General features: G+C 46.7%; 13 protein-coding genes. All 13 read left to right on the top strand.

Features of this window, described 5'->3' with window-relative positions; all coding sequences use genetic code 11:
• The first annotated feature begins 216 nt into the window (after nt 1-216).
• The 13 genes from JGK07_RS21530 to JGK07_RS21470 all read left to right on the top strand — a co-directional run bounded on the left by JGK07_RS21530 (nt 217) and on the right by JGK07_RS21470 (nt 16,727).
• Nucleotides 217-3,885, top strand: coding sequence for a response regulator (locus tag JGK07_RS21530; protein WP_293225361.1), 3,669 nt, complete (start codon nt 217-219; stop codon nt 3,883-3,885).
• Nucleotides 3,878-4,252 carry a response regulator gene (locus tag JGK07_RS21525; RefSeq protein ID WP_293151805.1) on the top strand — a complete coding sequence of 125 codons (375 nt, stop codon included), beginning with the start codon at nt 3,878-3,880 and terminating at the stop codon, nt 4,250-4,252. Before JGK07_RS21530 ends, JGK07_RS21525 begins: the two co-directional genes overlap by 8 nt.
• Nucleotides 4,253-4,379: 127 nt before the next feature.
• Complete coding sequence (locus JGK07_RS21520) at nt 4,380-5,474, top strand: RNA-guided endonuclease TnpB family protein (protein ID WP_293184197.1); 1,095 nt, start codon at nt 4,380-4,382, stop codon at nt 5,472-5,474.
• Nucleotides 5,475-5,594: 120 nt separating this feature from the next.
• Nucleotides 5,595-5,969, top strand: coding sequence for a response regulator (locus tag JGK07_RS21515; protein WP_293151691.1), 375 nt, complete (start codon nt 5,595-5,597; stop codon nt 5,967-5,969).
• Nucleotides 5,966-7,027, top strand: a complete 1,062-nt coding sequence (locus JGK07_RS21510) for an adenylate/guanylate cyclase domain-containing protein (RefSeq protein ID WP_293184199.1) — start codon at nt 5,966-5,968, stop codon at nt 7,025-7,027. Before JGK07_RS21515 ends, JGK07_RS21510 begins: the two co-directional genes overlap by 4 nt.
• Nucleotides 7,028-7,134: 107 nt before the next feature.
• Entirely contained in the window at nt 7,135-7,656 is a 522-nt protein-coding gene (locus JGK07_RS21505; protein WP_293225359.1) for a Ycf51 family protein, read from the top strand.
• Nucleotides 7,657-7,758: 102 nt separating this feature from the next.
• Nucleotides 7,759-8,145 (top strand): hypothetical protein, encoded by a 387-nt coding sequence (locus JGK07_RS21500; protein WP_293225357.1) that lies wholly within the window; start codon nt 7,759-7,761, stop codon nt 8,143-8,145.
• Nucleotides 8,146-8,267: 122 nt separating this feature from the next.
• Nucleotides 8,268-9,224, top strand: coding sequence for an ATP-binding protein (locus tag JGK07_RS21495; protein WP_293225355.1), 957 nt, complete (start codon nt 8,268-8,270; stop codon nt 9,222-9,224).
• A complete protein-coding gene (locus JGK07_RS21490; protein WP_293242771.1) occupies nt 9,221-10,393 on the top strand; it encodes a tetratricopeptide repeat protein in 1,173 nt (390 codons plus the stop codon). The genes JGK07_RS21495 and JGK07_RS21490 overlap by 4 nt, the downstream gene beginning before the upstream one ends.
• A gap of 119 nt (nt 10,394-10,512) precedes the next feature.
• A complete protein-coding gene (locus tag JGK07_RS21485) occupies nt 10,513-10,905 on the top strand; it encodes a type II toxin-antitoxin system Phd/YefM family antitoxin (protein WP_293192454.1) in 393 nt (130 codons plus the stop codon).
• A gap of 463 nt (nt 10,906-11,368) precedes the next feature.
• Nucleotides 11,369-12,571: a tetratricopeptide repeat protein gene (locus tag JGK07_RS21480; protein WP_293184213.1), complete on the top strand. Its 1,203-nt coding sequence runs from the start codon at nt 11,369-11,371 to the stop codon at nt 12,569-12,571.
• A gap of 80 nt (nt 12,572-12,651) precedes the next feature.
• Nucleotides 12,652-14,175 (top strand): carboxypeptidase M32, encoded by a 1,524-nt coding sequence (locus JGK07_RS21475; RefSeq protein ID WP_293218853.1) that lies wholly within the window; start codon nt 12,652-12,654, stop codon nt 14,173-14,175.
• A gap of 131 nt (nt 14,176-14,306) precedes the next feature.
• Nucleotides 14,307-16,727 (top strand): sucrose synthase, encoded by a 2,421-nt coding sequence (locus tag JGK07_RS21470; RefSeq protein ID WP_293225353.1) that lies wholly within the window; start codon nt 14,307-14,309, stop codon nt 16,725-16,727.
• Nucleotides 16,728-17,203 lie beyond the last annotated feature (476 nt).

Here is a 17,203-nt window from a genome sequence, read left to right as displayed (position 1 = left end):
TAGAGCATGGGTTTGTTGACGATGTAATTTTTTTAGACTAAATATAACTTAGGGCGATTTAAAAGATTTTGGATAACGCAGATGACAGCTATGGTTCTCGATAGAACCTGTGATAGAGTTAGATTGCGTACCTTGCCAGTCACTGTATAGCTGCGTATATATACTATTAATTAAAAAGATATACTGTAAAAAGTTGCCTACAAAGCGCCCGAAATTATGCATCCCTACCTCCAGCGCCAACTCGAACAGCTCGGTTTAGCCGGCGAGTCTCCCCCTCCCACTGCCGAGCAGTGGCAGCTATTCTTAGAGCAGGTAAGTTGTAGCTACGACGGCGCTCCAAGTCAGCAGCAACCCTCGGGATTAAAGGATTTTGCCTCTTCGTCCCCATCCTCTCAAGACTCTCGAACCGCTTCAGAATTCGATCGACTGCGATCGACCGTCAACAGTTTGGGGGTGGGATTGTGTATCCTTGACGGCAAGGGGTTGGTCATCTCGGTGAATCCAGCAGCCGAACGCTTGTTGGGCTGGCGAGAGTCGGAACTTGCAGGCATTTCGCTGCTAAATCGCATTGCCCCCCAGCAAAAGCAAGGCAAAAAATCCCCCGTTTTGAAGGCTCGGAAACAAAAAAACCACAAAAATGAAGATGGGGCGATCGCACATACACTATCTTTACAAGAGGCGATCGCCAACCGTCAACCTTGTAGCAATTGGGACTATGAGTTTCTATGTAGCGACGGGAAAATTTTACCAGTTTCCTATTTTTTCAATCCTGTAATTGAGGGTGGCGAAATATCAGTCTTGGTATTTTTTGAGCAGGGAGAACACCAGCAGCTCTCGATGCTGCAAGCCGTTTTGGACTCAACAGATGCGGGAATTATCGCGGTTGACACCAAAGGCAATGTATGCAATTACAATCAGAAATTTGTCGAGATGTGGGGTTTGTCTCACGCAGCAGGAAACTTGAGCCGATCGCCCGCAGGCAATAGTGAAAAAAACATCGCCACAGAATTCCCCTTCGCTAGGGAACAATTAAAAGACCCCCAAAGATTTCTCGAACGCGCGATGCAAGTGTCGGCCCAACCAGATGCGAAAATCAGCGACTTATTAGAATTTAAAGACGGAAGAGTTATCGAATTAAATTCACTGCCATCAAAAGTTGGAGCAAACACAGTTGGCAGAATATGGAGCTTTCGAGACGTTACCGATCGCCAAAAAATAGCACAATCTTTGCAGGAACGAGTAGAATTTGAGGCATTGATTGCTACTTTGTCAACCTATGCGATCGCTCTGCCCGGAGCGGACATAGATGAAGGGTTCGATCGCACTCTCCAAGCAATCGCCCAGTTCAGCCACTGCGACCGCAGTTACATATACTTGTTATCGGCAGACAAAACTCGCGCTCACAAAACCTACGAATGGTGCGCCGAGGGTGTTCCGACCCAAATTAAAGACCGCGCCCCCCAACAAATAGACATCGCCCAAATCCCTTGGATTGCAGAAAAGCTCGATCGCGCCGAATGCCTGCACATCAGAGAAATCCGCGAACTCCCGCCCCCAAATCAAGCCGAAATAGCTTGGTTGACAGGCAAAAATTTAGCAACATTCCTGACAAACTCCTCCTCGGAAACAGCAACCGCTTCCGCAGGTACGATCGCACATTCGGGCAAAACCAAATTAAACAAACCTCAAAAAAATCTGCGATCGCTAATCGTGATTCCCCTAATTTGCAGTGAAAACCTACTAGGATTTCTCGGATGCGACAGTTACAAACCTGCTGCGAGTCGATCGACCGAAATATCAACTCATCTAAAAATGGTAGGAGAAATGCTCGCCAATGTCCTAGAACGCCAACGCGCAGAAACAGCTTTGAGAGCAGCCGAAACCAAATACCGCAGCATCTTTGAAAACGCAGCCGAAGGCATCTTCCAGACAACCCCAGACGGACGTTACCTCACCGCCAACCCAGCACTAGCCGGGATTTACGGCTACGAAACAGTCGCCCAAATGGTCGGCGAACTAGCAAACATCAGCAGCCAACTTTACGTTGACTCCAACCGGCGCGCTGAGTTTATAGCCCAATTGGCCGCGCGCCACCAAGTATCAAAATTTGAATCCCAAATATACCGCCGGGACGGCAGCACGATCTGGATTTCCGAAAACGCCCGCAGCGTCTGCGACGAAAGCGGCAGCATTTTGTACTTTGAAGGCACTGTCACCGACATCACCCATCGCAAACTTGCAGAATCCGCCATGCAGTCGGCCCTAGAAGCAGCAGAATCCGCCAACAGGGCAAAAAGTACATTTCTCGCCAACATGAGCCACGAACTGCGGACGCCCCTGAATGCCATCATCGGCTACAGCGAAATGCTCCAAGAAGAAGCCGAAGACTCCGGGGATGAAACCTTCGTCCCAGACCTCGAAAAAATTCGCGGCGCAGGCAAACACCTGTTATCGATGATCGATGACATCCTAGATATCTCTAAAATTGAAGCAGGTCGAATGGATCTCTACTTAGAAAACTTCGACATTCATGCCTTGATTGAAAGTGCTGTGGAGACAGCGAAGCCGCTAGTGGAAAAAAACGGCAACACGGTAGAAGTCTACTGTCCAGAAAATCTCGATACGATGCACGCCGATATGACCAAAGTCCGGCAAGTGCTGCTGAACCTACTCAGCAACGCTGCGAAGTTCACCAAAAACGGGAAAATTGCGATCGGAGTTGAAAGAATTACCAATGAACAATTAAGAATGAAAAATCAAGAGGAATCTGCCCAAATTTTAATTTCTAACTCAGAATTTTTAAGTTTTCGCGTCACCGACACCGGCATCGGCATGACAAAAGATCAATTGCAGCGAGTTTTCCAACCTTTTACCCAAGCTGACGCCTCGACTACCAAGCAGTATGGCGGCACCGGTTTGGGACTAGCTATCAGCCAGCGCTTCTGCCAGATGATGGGCGGCAGCATTGAAGCAAGCAGCACGTTGGGCATAGGCACTACTTTCACCGTACTCTTGCCCAGCGCCATCAAAGAACCGGAAATCCCCAACAAAGTCGGCGACAGCACTAGGACTGCGGACGCACCTGCTGTCGGCACGGTGCTGGTAGTTGACGATGACCCCATCTCCCAGGATTTGATCGAGCGCGCCCTCGCTCGCCAAGGACTGCACATAGAAGTCGCAGGTAACGGCGAGGAAGCCCTCAGGCTCGCGAAGCAACTGCGGCCAGACGCCATTACCCTCGACGTGATCATGCCCGGAATGGACGGCTGGGCGGTGCTGTCGGCCCTCAAGGCAGATCCTGACCTTGCCGAGATTCCCGTAATCCTGCTATCCTTTGTTGGCAACAAAAGCCTCGGCTTTGCATTGGGCGCTTCGGACTACCTCACCAAACCAGTGGACGGCAAACGGCTGGTTGCTTTGTTGAACAAGTACCGACGCGACCAAGAAGGCGTTGCGGCTCACAGTTTGCCCTGTCAGATATTAGTTGTGGAAGATGACGATGCCACCCGCAAAATACTGCGGCGGATATTAGAAAAACAAGGCTGGGCTGTGGCGGAAGCTGACAGCGGACGCACTGCTCTCGAACAGCTAGAAGTCGATCGCCCGCAATTGATCTTGCTGGATTTGATGCTGCCAGAAATGGATGGTTTTGAGTTGATCGCCGAACTTCGCAAGTCGCATTCAGAAGATCCTATACCGATCGTCGTAATTACCGCCAAAGACCTGACGACCGCAGAAAGTCAGCAACTCAACGGCTATGTCGATCGGGTTCTGCAAAAGGGAGTCTACAGTTGCGATACTTTGCTGCGCGATGTTCGTTCTATAGTGAATGACAGGCTCGATCGCAGGTATGACTCGAAAGGCAAGGAGAACACCAATGGCTAAAATCCTGTTGGTCGAAGATAACGAAATGAACAGGGATATGCTGTCGAGGCGTCTGGCCCGCAAGGGACATGAGGTCTTTATTGCTGTGGACGGTGCTGAGGGAGTGTCGATGGCCCTCGACAAAGTACCGGATTTAATTCTGATGGATATGAGTCTACCAGTGCTCGACGGCTGGCAAGCAACCCAGCAAATTAAGGCAGCTCCTCAAACTAAAACGATCCCGGTGATTGCGCTAACGGCTCACGCAATGGCGGGCGATCGTGAAAAGTGTATCGCAGCCGGCTGCGACGACTACGACACCAAACCCGTGGAGTTTCCCCGACTTCTGGGTAAGATTGAATTGCTTCTGAAAGAGGCCATGACTTGAGAGTCCCCGCCGTAACACCGATCGGGATTCTTAAGACATTAAAGCCTCAGTAGACTTTGAGTCGGACTTAAGTACCAAATAGTTTGCTAAACTTATCCACAGTTAATTACCTAGACGAGGTTTAACCATGTTTGCCGTCAAACGAGCGCTCAAATTGAATAATAGGGAAGCGACCTTGATGGCGAAACACGCAGGATTTCGGCGCGTGGTATTTAACATGGGGTTAAGTTTGCGGACTCAAATGTACAGTGAGGGGAAACTTACAGACTCAAAGGTGATTAACGAAATTAAAAAAGTTTTCACTAATTACGTCAAAAAGCACCCTGAATTCGCTTGGATGAACCAATTGTCTAGCCGAGTTTACCAAAACGCTTTGATTGACTTGAAAGATGCTTTTAGCCGATATCGTTCTGGTTCTTCAGGTCATCCAAAATTCGCCAGTCGTGGAGACGGTCAATCTTTTACGGTTGATTCATCTAACGGCAAAGTTTTGTTAAACGCTGGCAACACTATTAAGATTCCTACTCTGGGAACTTTTCGGCTTTACGAAGCCCTAGATTGTAGTTTTATTTCTCAAACTTTCACGATTTCAAAAGAAGGGAATCGCTGGTTTGTTTCTATCTGCGTTGATGCAGAGCGTATCCCGGTTCAGCAGTCTGAAAGTTCTGTGGGAATCGATGTTGGTATCAAGTCATTTGCCACTCTGTCAAAAGGGCAGTTTTTTGATGCACCGAAGCCGTTAATAGCCCGTGCGAAAACAAAGCTTGCTACTTTACAGCGCCAAGCATCAAAGCAGGTAAAAGGCTCTCGAAATCAGCGTAAAACTTACAATAAGATTAGCCAGATTCATGCAAAGATAGCTCGTATTCGCCTAGATTTCCTTCACAAGTTAACAACTTATTTAGCTAAAACTTTTAAGTTAATTAAGATTGAAAATTTGAACGTCAAAGGAATGATGGCAAATCACAAGTTAGCGGGAGCAATATCTGACCTTGGTTTTTATGAGTTTAAACGTCAACTCGACTATAAATGTCAAATGTATGGAGCTAACTTGGTATTGGTAGACCAGTGGTTTCCTAGTACCAAAACTTGCTCAAATTGCGGCACAAAAAAAGATATGCCACTAAGCATACGGACTTTTGACTGTCCTGTTTGTGGCAGATATTTGGATCGCGATTGGAACGCCAGCATTAACATTTTAAATTGGGAACCCTCGGCTTGAGGGGGATAGCCTACTTATCTTGGGATAGCCGACTACCCAACAGCGTAGGAAGTAAACTCGTAATTGTATCTAAAGATGGCTTTAGATAGGTTTAGGTAAGTTTTATGAAGCAGGCAAGCAATGGCTAAAATCCTGTTGGTAGAAGATAACGAAATGAACAGGGATATGCTGTCGAGGCGCCTCGCCCGCAAAGGGTATGAGGTGTCGATTGCTGTTGATGGCGCGGAGGGGGTATCGATGGCGAAGACAAAAGTACCGGATTTGATTTTGATGGATATGAGCCTGCCGGTGCTCGACGGATGGCGAGCAACCCAGCAAATTAAAGCGGATCCCGAAACTAAAATGATTCCGGTGATTGCGCTGACGGCTAACGCTATGGCGGGCGATCGTGAAAAGTGTTTGGCGGCAGGCTGCGACGATTACGACACCAAACCTGTGGAATTTCCGCGACTTTTGAGTAAAATCGAAATGCTTCTGAAAGAGGCCATGCAATGAAAACTGACGACGGCAGCGTCCTGGTTGTTGACGATAATGAGGTAAACCGCGATTTGCTGGCCCGCCGACTTCAGCGTCAAGGCCACGCGGTGACTGTTGCTGAAGATGGTCTCCAAGCTATGGCACTGATGCGTAGTGAGCCTTTTGATTTGGTACTCCTGGACATTATGATGCCACAAATGAACGGCTATCAAGTTCTGGAACATCTGAAAGCAGACGAGCAGTTGCGCCACATCCCAGTGATTATGATTTCGGCGGTGGACGATATCGACAGTATTGTCCGCTGTATTGAATTAGGGGCGGAGGATTATCTTTCTAAACCGTTCAATCCCGTATTGCTCAAGGCTCGGATTAGTGCCTGTCTGGAAAAGAAGCGGCTGCGGGATAAGGAACAAACTTATCTGCGGGAGTTGGCCGAGGAAAAGGAAAAGTCCGAGCGTTTGCTACTGAATATTTTGCCAGGCCCGATCGCCCAACGCCTCAAAGAAGGAGAAAATACGATCGCCGACAGTTTCGCGGAAGTGACTGTCATGTTTGCCGATTTGGTTGGTTTTACCAAGCTTTCGGCTCATTTGTCGCCAGCGGAGTTAGTGGAATTGCTCAACGAGATTTTTTCAGCTTTTGACGAGTTGGCCGATCGCTACGGACTTGAGAAAATTAAGACGATCGGCGATGCTTATATGGTGGTTGGCGGTTTGCCAAAAGTAAGCGACAACCACGCCGAGAGCATTGCAGAAATGGCGATCGACATTCTAGGAGCAATGGCTCAAATCCGCACCAAGGGAGGACAGCCGCTCAGCATCCGCATCGGCATCCACACGGGCCCCGTAGAAGCCGGAGTCATCGGCACTAAAAAATTTACTTACGATTTGTGGGGAGACACAGTAAATACAGCTTCCCGCATGGAATCTCAAGGCATTCCCGGCGGCATTCAGGTGACAGTTGCTACCTACGAGCGCCTGCGGAATAAATATGTTTTTGAGGAGCGCGGCGTGATTTCGGTGAAAGGAAAAGGCGATATGATGACTTATCTGCTTGTGGCCCGAAAAGGTGCATAATTGACAGTTGTCAGTTGGCAGTTGGCAGTTAACTATTACCAATTACCAATTACCAATTACCAATTACCAATTACCAATTACCAATTACCCAATTACTAAATTGAAAAATGAACGTAAATTCTAACCTTTTAATGTATGCCCAATGGGCAGGAATTCTAACAGTAGCCTTGTTTGTTTTAACCATCGTAGCATTTATCTTGAAATGGGGTTTTCGCTTCCGATTGGTAGGAGTGAGCAGCTTTATGGCCGTCATTGCTGCGAGTATATTCGGTCTCGGTTTAGGACTGTTTTCGCGCACAGAAATTCCCGGTGCAGTGCGCTATTCTTTAGTTTACGATACTGGCGGCGCCCAAACTGTAGTTACCGTGCCACCTTCAATTACTGAATCCGAGTTAGAAGCAACAATGCAGCAAGTGGCTGCTGATTTGTACTCTCCAGGGCGATCGGGAAGCGGAAGAGATTACATGACAATCCGCGTTCGGACGGTGGTACATCCTGAGCCTGGTCTGTCACAGCCGCTGTTTTTGGGTGAGGTGAGGCGATCGCTCGCGACGAGATATGATGACAAAATGGCGATCGACATCTACCCCGAAAAAGTCGCAATTCTGAAAAAGTATCAAGTCTCATAAATCCTGTAAGGGCGGGTTTTACAAACAAGAATTGCCTAAAACCGACAATAAGATAAAACCCGCCCGCACCAACGACAAATCAATTATAAACAATATAAAATTATGACTAAAAATTCTGAAGAATTACTAACAAATCTATTCAATCTTTCCAACCCCTACAATCCTTTACCCGCAGGCGACCCGCGATATGTTGACTGTCGGGAAGTGCGAGGAGATGACAATATTACCGTAGACCTGGGCCTAAATATTCAGCGTTCTCAAGAGATGACTTGTCAGTTGTATGCCGGACATTTTGGTGCAGGAAAATCAACCGAATTACGAAGACTAGAACAGTATTTGCAAGAACAAGGTTATTTTGTAGTTTATTTCGCCGCTGAGGAACAAGATATCAATACCGAAGATACGGAATATACAGATATTTTGCTGGCTTGTACCAGACATTTATTAGAAGCAATTAGACTTCTTGCAAAAATACTTAGGACGGGCTAGAAGCCCATCCCACAATTTTTTTTTCTTGTGGGATGGGCTTCTAGCCCGTCCCAAAATTTGATTAAAAGGACTTTTGCAAGAGGTCTATTAAAGATGCGGACTCAAAACCTTTACTCGATTGGATGAAAAACCGCTGGAACGATTTAAAAGATTTAGCCTTGACAGAAGTATCTTTTGAAACATTGAGCTTAGAAATGCAAATTGCTCAGTTTGCCAAACTGACGGCGAATGTGAGAACCGAACCTAGTCTGCGCCAAAAAATTAGAGAAAAAGTTAATCCTCACACTACCACGCTGATTGAGGCGCTGAATCAGTTTATTCGGAATGCTAAAAAAAGGTTGCCCGACAAATATTCGCAATTGGCAATAATTGCGGATAATTTAGATAAGATCGTGCAGTTTTCTAAAGACGGAGGGGAACGCAGCAATCTCGACGAAATTTTTTTAGACCGCAGCGAACAACTCAAAGCTTTAGATTGTCACATCGTTTATACAGTACCAATTTCGATGGTGCATTCCAATCGCGCGGCCGATCTGAGCAATAACTATAATAACGCTCCGCAAGTGCTGCCGATGATTATGGTAAACAATCCCAGCGGTGAAGTTAATCAAGCGGGACTTGCTAAAATGAAACAGGTGATTGAGAAACGGGTGAAACAAGTCGAACCCAATTTATCTCTAGAATTGGAAACACAATGGTTTGAAAACAGAGAAACACTAGAAAAGCTGTGTTTGATGAGTGGGGGACACGTCAGGAATTTGCTGTCGATGTTGCAAGAAGCTATAAATCGTACCCAAGATTTGCCAATTACTGCAAAAGCAGCGCAAAGGGCAATTACGAACTTGCGGAATATTTATAGAAGAACCGTTAACAAAGAAGAATGGTCAATTTTAGCGAAAGTATCTGTCTCTCACCGGATACTTAATGACAAACAGCACCGCGATTTGCTATTTAACCGCTGTATTTTGGAATATCGATACTATGATGAAGAAGAAGAAATGCAGAATTGGTATAACGTTCACCCGCTAATTAAAGGCATTCTGGAATTTAAGGAAGCAGTTGCACAACTTGAGCCATGACATCGGAAATCATTGATTGGGACGAAGATTTGCCACCAGCAACACCGGAGGAAGAATATGAATCTCTGGTACGCACTCTCAGACGGACAAATGGTTTCCGGTTGTTGTTTGTGGAGTGTGTGCCGTCGGAGGGGAAACGATTGATTGCGAAAGTTCAAACAGATTTCCCTCGGAAAAAGGTTGAGGTGTTGCCGCTGAATGAGTCGGTTTATAATTTTTATAATTTAATTGAAGAGTTGCCAAAACGAGATGAAATTAATATTTTGTTTGTGACAGGCTTAGAATATTCGTTTGATGAATACGAACGAGAAAAAAGGGCGATCGGATGGGAAAGCAAGGATATTTATTCTTACAGTTGGCGGGGAGTGCCACCTGTTTTAATGAATATCAACCAGCAGCGAGAGCGTTTTCTAGATAATTTTAAAATTTGTTTTGTTTTTCTTTTGCCTAAGTTCGGTATTGAATATTTTATTCATCGCGCGCCGGACTTTTTTGATTGGCGATCGAGCTTATTTAAGTTTTCGATGGCTCAGGAAAGCTTGCAAGCCGAATCAATGCAGGCTTGTTCGGAAAGATGGCAGTTAGAAGAATATCTAGCTTTGACTCCCGAAGCGCGGAAACGGGAATTGGTGAGGCTTCAAGGTTTAATTGATGAGGATGGGCAAACATCAGAACAAAAAGCTGAATTGTTTTTTGAACAAGCTTTATTGTATCGCTCGGCTGAAGATTATGCAAAGGCGATCGCCTCCTACGACAAAGCCTTAGAATTCAAACCAGATAAACACGAAGCCTGGATCAATCGGGGCAGTGCACTGGATGATTTAGGCAGGCTAGAAGATGCGATCGCCTCCTACGACAAAGCCTTAGAAATCAAACCAGATTATCACGAAGCCTGGAACAATCGGGGCATTGCACTGCGTAATTTAGGCAGGCTAGAAGATGCGATCGCCTCCTACGACAAAGCCTTAGAATTCAAACCAGATGACACATCTGCATTTTATAATAAAGCTTGCTGCTATGCGTTGCACAGTCAGATTGACCAAGCTATTCAGAATTTGCAGCAAGCTATCAATCTGAATCCTGATGAATGGCGAGAAATGGCAAAAACTGACTCGGATTTTGACAGTATGCGATCTGATGTTCGGTTTCAAGCCTTGATTCAAGGATAGGGATTAGCCGTTGGGTGGGGGCGGGTTTATGAGATTGTTAGTTATTGGCAGAAATTGTTGGTGAACCCGCCCCTACAGCATCACAAACACTTTATGATAGATTAATAGCGAGGTAAAAGATGACTCAACTAAATGTAACTGTAACTAATGACAGATTTCCCGAACTCATCGCCCGCGTTGAGGATACTGGAGAACGAATTGTCATAGAACAGGAAGGAAGGGCGATCGCTGCTATTATTACTTATGCCGATCTGAAGCGGCTAGAAGCATTAGAAGCCGCCCTGATTGACAAAGCAAAACTACAAGAATATGAATGGCTAAAAGCTGCGATCGCAAATCCAGCCTTTGATTCTCTGAGAGACTCAGCGGAAGATATCTACACTTTAGCTGATGGCTTGCCATTCCACGACTCAGAATGGATTAAAACAGCGATCGATCCTAATTTTGGTTCGATTCTCGACCCCCAAGAAGACATTTATACTATAGCTGACGGTAAACCATATCTAGCTTAAATATCTCCCTTATTTCTTAGTCCGCGTAGGCGGACTTGGTTTGTATAGACGCGGTTTCAACCGCCGGGTCATCTGCCGTGTCCTGATTTCGGGTTATATTAACTCCGATGCAACGGAATTGATATAACGAATAAATACTCAGAAACCTGGTTTGTTTGCAAAATCGGGTTTCTGCCGATCGCCATTACTTACTCTGTCAACCTAATTCTGTCATCTTCATCGCCCTTTCCACTCTTCTACGCAATTCCCGAAAAATTTTAGTAAAAATCCATACATCCAAATCAACACCGAAGACAAAATTACTTAGAATTCAACGATAAAAAATTGCAAAAGTTCTCCAATTTAGGTAAGATTGTCAACAATAACAAAATTAAGGTACAATCGCCACCATTAGATGGCAGATGGCGAAAAACATCGCATATAAAAGAAAAAACGACAATTTTACATACTGAGGTGAAAACCCTTGCAAAAGTTAGCTAACAGAGAAAAAGCGATCGAATCTGGAGAACAATCCATATCACCCAACGCCCAAAACGCTCAAACGTTCTACGATCGCGGAAACGCCCTAGAATCAATGGGACGCTTGTCCGCAGCGCTCGAATCTTGGTCTAAGGCGATCGAACTCGAACCAAAATTTCACGAAGCTTGGTACAACAAAGGCGTAGCCTTCAGAAAGTTGGGACAGCTACCCGAAGCAATCTCCGCTTACAACAAATCTTTAAAAATTCAACCAAAAAATGCAGAAGCGTGGTACAATCGCGCGAACGTGTTGCGGAAGCTAAACAGACTCTCAGAAGCGATCGCTTCCTACGAACAGGCGATCGAACTCAAGCCAGACTATCACGAAGCTTGGACGAACCGCGGCAACACCCTCGTCAACTTAGAAAAATTCTCAGAAGCCCTCGCATCCTATGACAAGGCGATCGCCATTCAAGCAGACTACTCGGAAGCTTGGTACAACAAGGCATTTGCGCTGAAACACTCCGGGCAAAATGCAGCCGCGATCGCTTCCTACGACAAAGCGATCGAACTAAAACCAGACTTGCATCAAGCTTGGTACAACCGCGGCTTAGCCCTAGCCGAGGAAAAACTCTACGCCGAAGCCGTTGCTTCCTACGACAAAACTCTGCAACTGCGCCCGAATTCCCCGGAAGTCTGGAACAAACGCGGCACGGCGATCGCCCAAATGGGACAATTTGAAAACGCGATCGCATCCTGGGACAAAGCGATCGAACTCAAGCCAGATGACAGCGAAACCTGGTACAACCGCGGCTTAGCTTTAGTAAACTTAAAACGCTTTCAAGAAGCAATCGCTTCCTGGGACAAAACCTTAGAGTTGCAGCCCAACAACATCGAAGCCTGGTACAACCGCGCTGTCGCCCTCAAAAAAATCGAACGCTTTACCGAAGCGATCGCTTCCTACGATCGCATTATCGCCATTACACCCGACGATCCAAATCTTTACTATCAAAAAGCCTGCGTCTACGCCCTAGAAAAAGCAGCAGGCGATCGCAAAAACAGCCCCAAAGCTGTAGAAACCAGCATTCAGAAAGCGATCCAAAACTTATCAAAGGCGATCGAACTAAATCCGGAAAAATACAGGAAACTATGCCAGAATGACTCTAAATTGCGTACAATACGGGAACAGGTGCGGTTTTTAGCTTGATTTCAGGGTAGCAAATGATTGATGGATACCGATGCCGCACTGCAACCTTTGTAGGCAAAACAGCACCACAAACCCCAATCATGCAAACCCTAGACAAAACTCAAGCAAAATTCGCTCAACTCGCAGCGCATCTCAGCGAAGTTACCGACATCGAATCAGCCTCGTCACTGTTGCATTGGGATCAGGCGACTTATATGCCCGCCAAAGGTGCAACTGCGAGAGGCCGTCAGTTGGCAACTCTCAAACAAATATCCCACGAAAAATTTACCGATCCCAAAATAGGTGAACTCCTAGAAGACTTGCGTTTCTACGAACAAACCCTCCCCTATGACTCTACCTCAGCTAGCCTGATCCGCATCGCCCGCAGAGATTACGATCGTGCCGCCAGAGTCCCCGCCACCTTCATGTCCGCACTCTGCCGCCACCAAGCCGACTGCTACGAAGTTTGGGCAACAGCCAAAGCAGCCAACAACTTCGCAGCCGTCGAGCCATATCTCGAAAAAACCTTAGAATTAAGCAGGCAGTACGCCGACTTTTTCCCCGGATACGAACACATTGCCGATCCTTTGATCGATCGCAGCGACTACGGCATGAAAGTATCCCTGCTGCGCCCGCTGTTCGCCCAACTGCGTCAAGAATTAGTACCCATAGTCGAAGCCATCACCTCACAACCTCCCGCTGACGACTCCTGCTTGCACCAAAACTTCTCCGAAGCTCAACAGCTAGAATTCACCCGCACAGTCGTACAACTCATGGGGTATGACTTCCAGCGCGGACGGCAGGACACCACCCTGCACCCCTTCATGACCAACTTCTCCATAGACGACGTACGCATCACCACCCGCGTCTACAAAGATCACCTCGATCAAGCCCTCTTCAGCAGCATCCACGAAGCCGGACACGGCCTCTACGAACTCGGCAATTCCCCGGAATTTGAAGGTACGCTACTCGCAGGTGGCATTTCCTCCGGCGTGCACGAAAGCCAGTCGCGGCTTTGGGAAAATCTAGTCGGGCGCAGCCGCGGTTTTTGGCAGTATTTTTACCCGCAATTGCAAAGCCTTTTTCCGCAACAGTTGGGCGCAGTATCCCCAGACGCATTTTACCGCGCCATTAACAAGGTCTCGCGATCGCTCGTCCGCACCGATGCTGACGAAGTAACCTACAACCTCCACGTCGCCATCCGCTTTGACCTAGAATTGGCAATGGTAGAAGGCAAATTAGCAGTGCGAGACCTCCCCGAAGCCTGGAAGGATCGCTATAAAACAGACCTCGGCGTTGTCCCCGCTACCGACAGCGACGGTGCGATGCAGGATGTTCACTGGTATGTTGGGACGATCGGCGGAATGTTTCAAGGTTACACCCTCGGCAACTTGATGAGCGCTCAATTCTACGAAACCGCACTCAAAAACCATCCCGAAATTCCCGCACAAATAGAACAGGGAAACTTTAGCGTACTCCACGACTGGCTCAAACAAAACATCTACGACCACGGCCGCAAATACACTGCCGTCGAATTGATCGATCGCGTCACCGGTTCACCTTTAACTATCGATCCGTTTGTGCGCTACATTCGCCACAAATACGGCGAATTTTATGTCATTTGAGGGAGAGCAATTGCCTATTGCAGACTTTAAAATGAGATTAAAAAAAGTAGGCGCCTAAAAAAAGGGTGGTACTAATACAGTATCGCCCTTTTTTAGAGCGAAAATCAAAAATCTCAAATAAGGGAGTATCTATGTCTGAACTCTTTGAGGCTGTTATTTGCAGCGACGAAAAAACCGACTTGCGGCAATTTGCCAGCGATTTGCGGGCTTTGGGAAACAAATATTTACTGCGAAACGATATAGTTAGCGCTTTTGCCGCCTACTGCACCAAATACGAAAAGTCCCAACAGTTTCATCAATCCTCTCATTTGAGCAAACTGATTTACTACGTTCAGGAAATTATTCTCGAACCAGGCAGTCTTTGCGTCCTGCTGCGGCCCAAAATTGCGACAATGGAAATAGTGCGAGTTGGAGATGACTTGACACTGGAGCCGATGACAGTGCAAGAATTGCTCGACGTGCGCGATCGCTTCGTCAACCACTTTCACCCCCAAGAAGGCGACATCCTCGAACTAGATTTCGGCCCTTTTTACGACTATTCCCCCTCCATACGCGACCCCAAGAACATCGGCAAAGGAGTGCAATTCCTCAACCGCTACCTCTCCAGCAAACTGTTTCAAGACTCCAAACAGTGGCAGGAAACTCTATTTGATTTCTTGCGTATTCACCGCTACAACGGCGTACAATTACTAATTAACGATCGCATAAAATCTCAAGAACAACTTTCAGAACAAGTCAAAAAAGCCCTCACCTTTGTCAGCGAACTTTCTGAAGATGAACCCTACGAGAGATTTAAATTCGTCCTGCAAATGATGGGTTTGGATGCAGGTTGGGGAAATACCGCAGCCCGCGTGCAGGAAACTCTAGGAATTCTCGACGAATTAATTGATTCCCCCGATCCCCAAACCCTAGAAGCATTTATTTCTCGGATTCCGATGATTTTCAAAATCGTCCTAGTTTCTCCTCACGGCTGGTTCGGTCAAGAAGGAGTGTTGGGGCGTCCGGATACGGGCGGTCAAGTAGTTTACGTGCTCGATCAAGCGAAGAATTTAGAGAGACAACTGCAAGAAGACATTCATCTTGCCGGTCTCGATAGTTTAGGTGTAAAACCAAAAGTAATTATTCTCACCAGGTTAATTCCAAACAGTGATGGCACGCGCTGCAACGAACGTTTGGAAAAAGTTCACGGCACAGAAAATGCTTGGATTTTGCGGGTTCCCTTCCGGGAATTCAATCCTAAATTGACTCAAAATTGGATTTCTCGGTTCGAGATTTGGCCTTATTTGGAAACTTACGCGATCGATGCGGAAAAAGAACTGCTGGCTGAGTTTCAGGGCAAGCCAGATTTAATAATTGGTAACTATTCTGACGGAAATTTGGTGGCATTTTTGCTGTCTCGCAAACTCAAAGTTACTCAGTGCAATATTGCCCACGCCCTGGAAAAATCTAAATATTTGTTCAGCAATCTCTACTGGCAAGAATCTGAGGATAAATACCATTTTGCGCTGCAATTTACTGCGGATATCATTGCCATGAATGCGGCTAATTGTATTGTCAGCAGCACCTATCAAGAGATTGTCGGCAAACCGGATAGTGTCGGGCAGTACGAATCTTACAATTGTTTTACCATGCCGGATTTGTACCACGTCGTCAACGGGATTGAGCTGTTCAGCCCAAAATTCAATGTCGTGCCGCCGGGAGTGAACGAAAGCGTGTATTTCCCCTACACGCGCAACGAAGATAGGGTGCAGGGCGATCGCGATCGACTCAACGAACTGCTGTTTACCCTCGAAGACCCGGAACAGGTGTTCGGAACACTCGACGACCCGCAAAAGCGCCCTCTGTTTTCGATGGCCCGGCTCGATCGCATTAAAAACCTGACAGGCTTAGCAGAATTGTTTGGCAAAAGCGAGGAATTGCAAGCAAAATGCAACTTAATTTTAGTAGCCGGCAAGCTGAGAGTCGAAGAAACCGAAGACTACGAAGAAGCCGAAGAAATTAAAAAACTTTACGCAATTATCGAGCAATACAAGCTGCACGGTAAAATTCGCTGGCTGGGAGTGCGGCTGTCCAAAAGCCTGTCCGGTGAAATCTACCGGGTAATCGCCGACGGCCAAGGTATATTTGTACAGCCAGCCTTATTTGAAGCTTTCGGCTTGACAATTCTCGAAGCCATGATTACCGGGATTCCGACTTTCGGGACGCAGTTTGGCGGGCCGATAGAAATCATTCAAGATGGAGTAAATGGGTTCTATATCAACCCGACCAACCACGAGGAAACTGCCCAAGAAATTCTGGATTTTTTATCGAAATGCGAACAGAATCCCAACTATTGGTACGAAATTTCAACGCGAGGAATTGACAGAGTTTACAGCACGTATACTTGGAAAATTCACACTACCAAGCTGCTGACTCTGGCCCGGACTTACGGTTTCTGGAACTACTCGTCCAAGGAAAACCGCGAAGATATGCTCCGCTACATAGAAGCGCTGTTTTATCTGATTTACAAGCCGAGAGCGAAGGCTTTACTGGAGGAGCACGCACAGCGATAAGTGGGAAGTTTTGGTTTGTAGGGGCCGGTTGAGACAAAAAAGTGTTAGAGCGATCGACTGGGTACGTTTAGGTACGTTGTTGCGCTTCAGCGCTCTTTCGGCGTATATCGGAGCGCTCAAGCGCAACAACGTACCTTGATTTCAGGTGGATCCTAAGAAATCGACTAGGTAAGTTGTTGCGCTTCAGCGCTCTTTCTGATAGATGGGAGCGCTGAAGCGCAACAACGTACCTTGATTTCGGGTGGATGCTAAGAAACCGTTAGGACGTTCTTAATGGCCCAAACATCAGCCATGGATTCCTTCTTCCTTTCTCCTTCTATCCGTTACATTCTTTACTGGCATCTGCTGCCGAGCTTCCTTTGTGTCGTTCGCCGGCGACGGGGTTTGAAACTGTAACTTAATTTATGGACAAAGCTACCCATCCTTGACTATTTGGGTAGCTTTGTCCGCAACTCGGGCGATCGCACGAGACTATT

The sequence above is a fragment of the Microcoleus sp. PH2017_24_DOB_U_A genome (genome assembly GCF_020738205.1).
GTDB lineage: Bacteria > Cyanobacteriota > Cyanobacteriia > Cyanobacteriales > Microcoleaceae > Microcoleus.
This window is presented reverse-complemented; position numbering and strand designations above follow the sequence as displayed.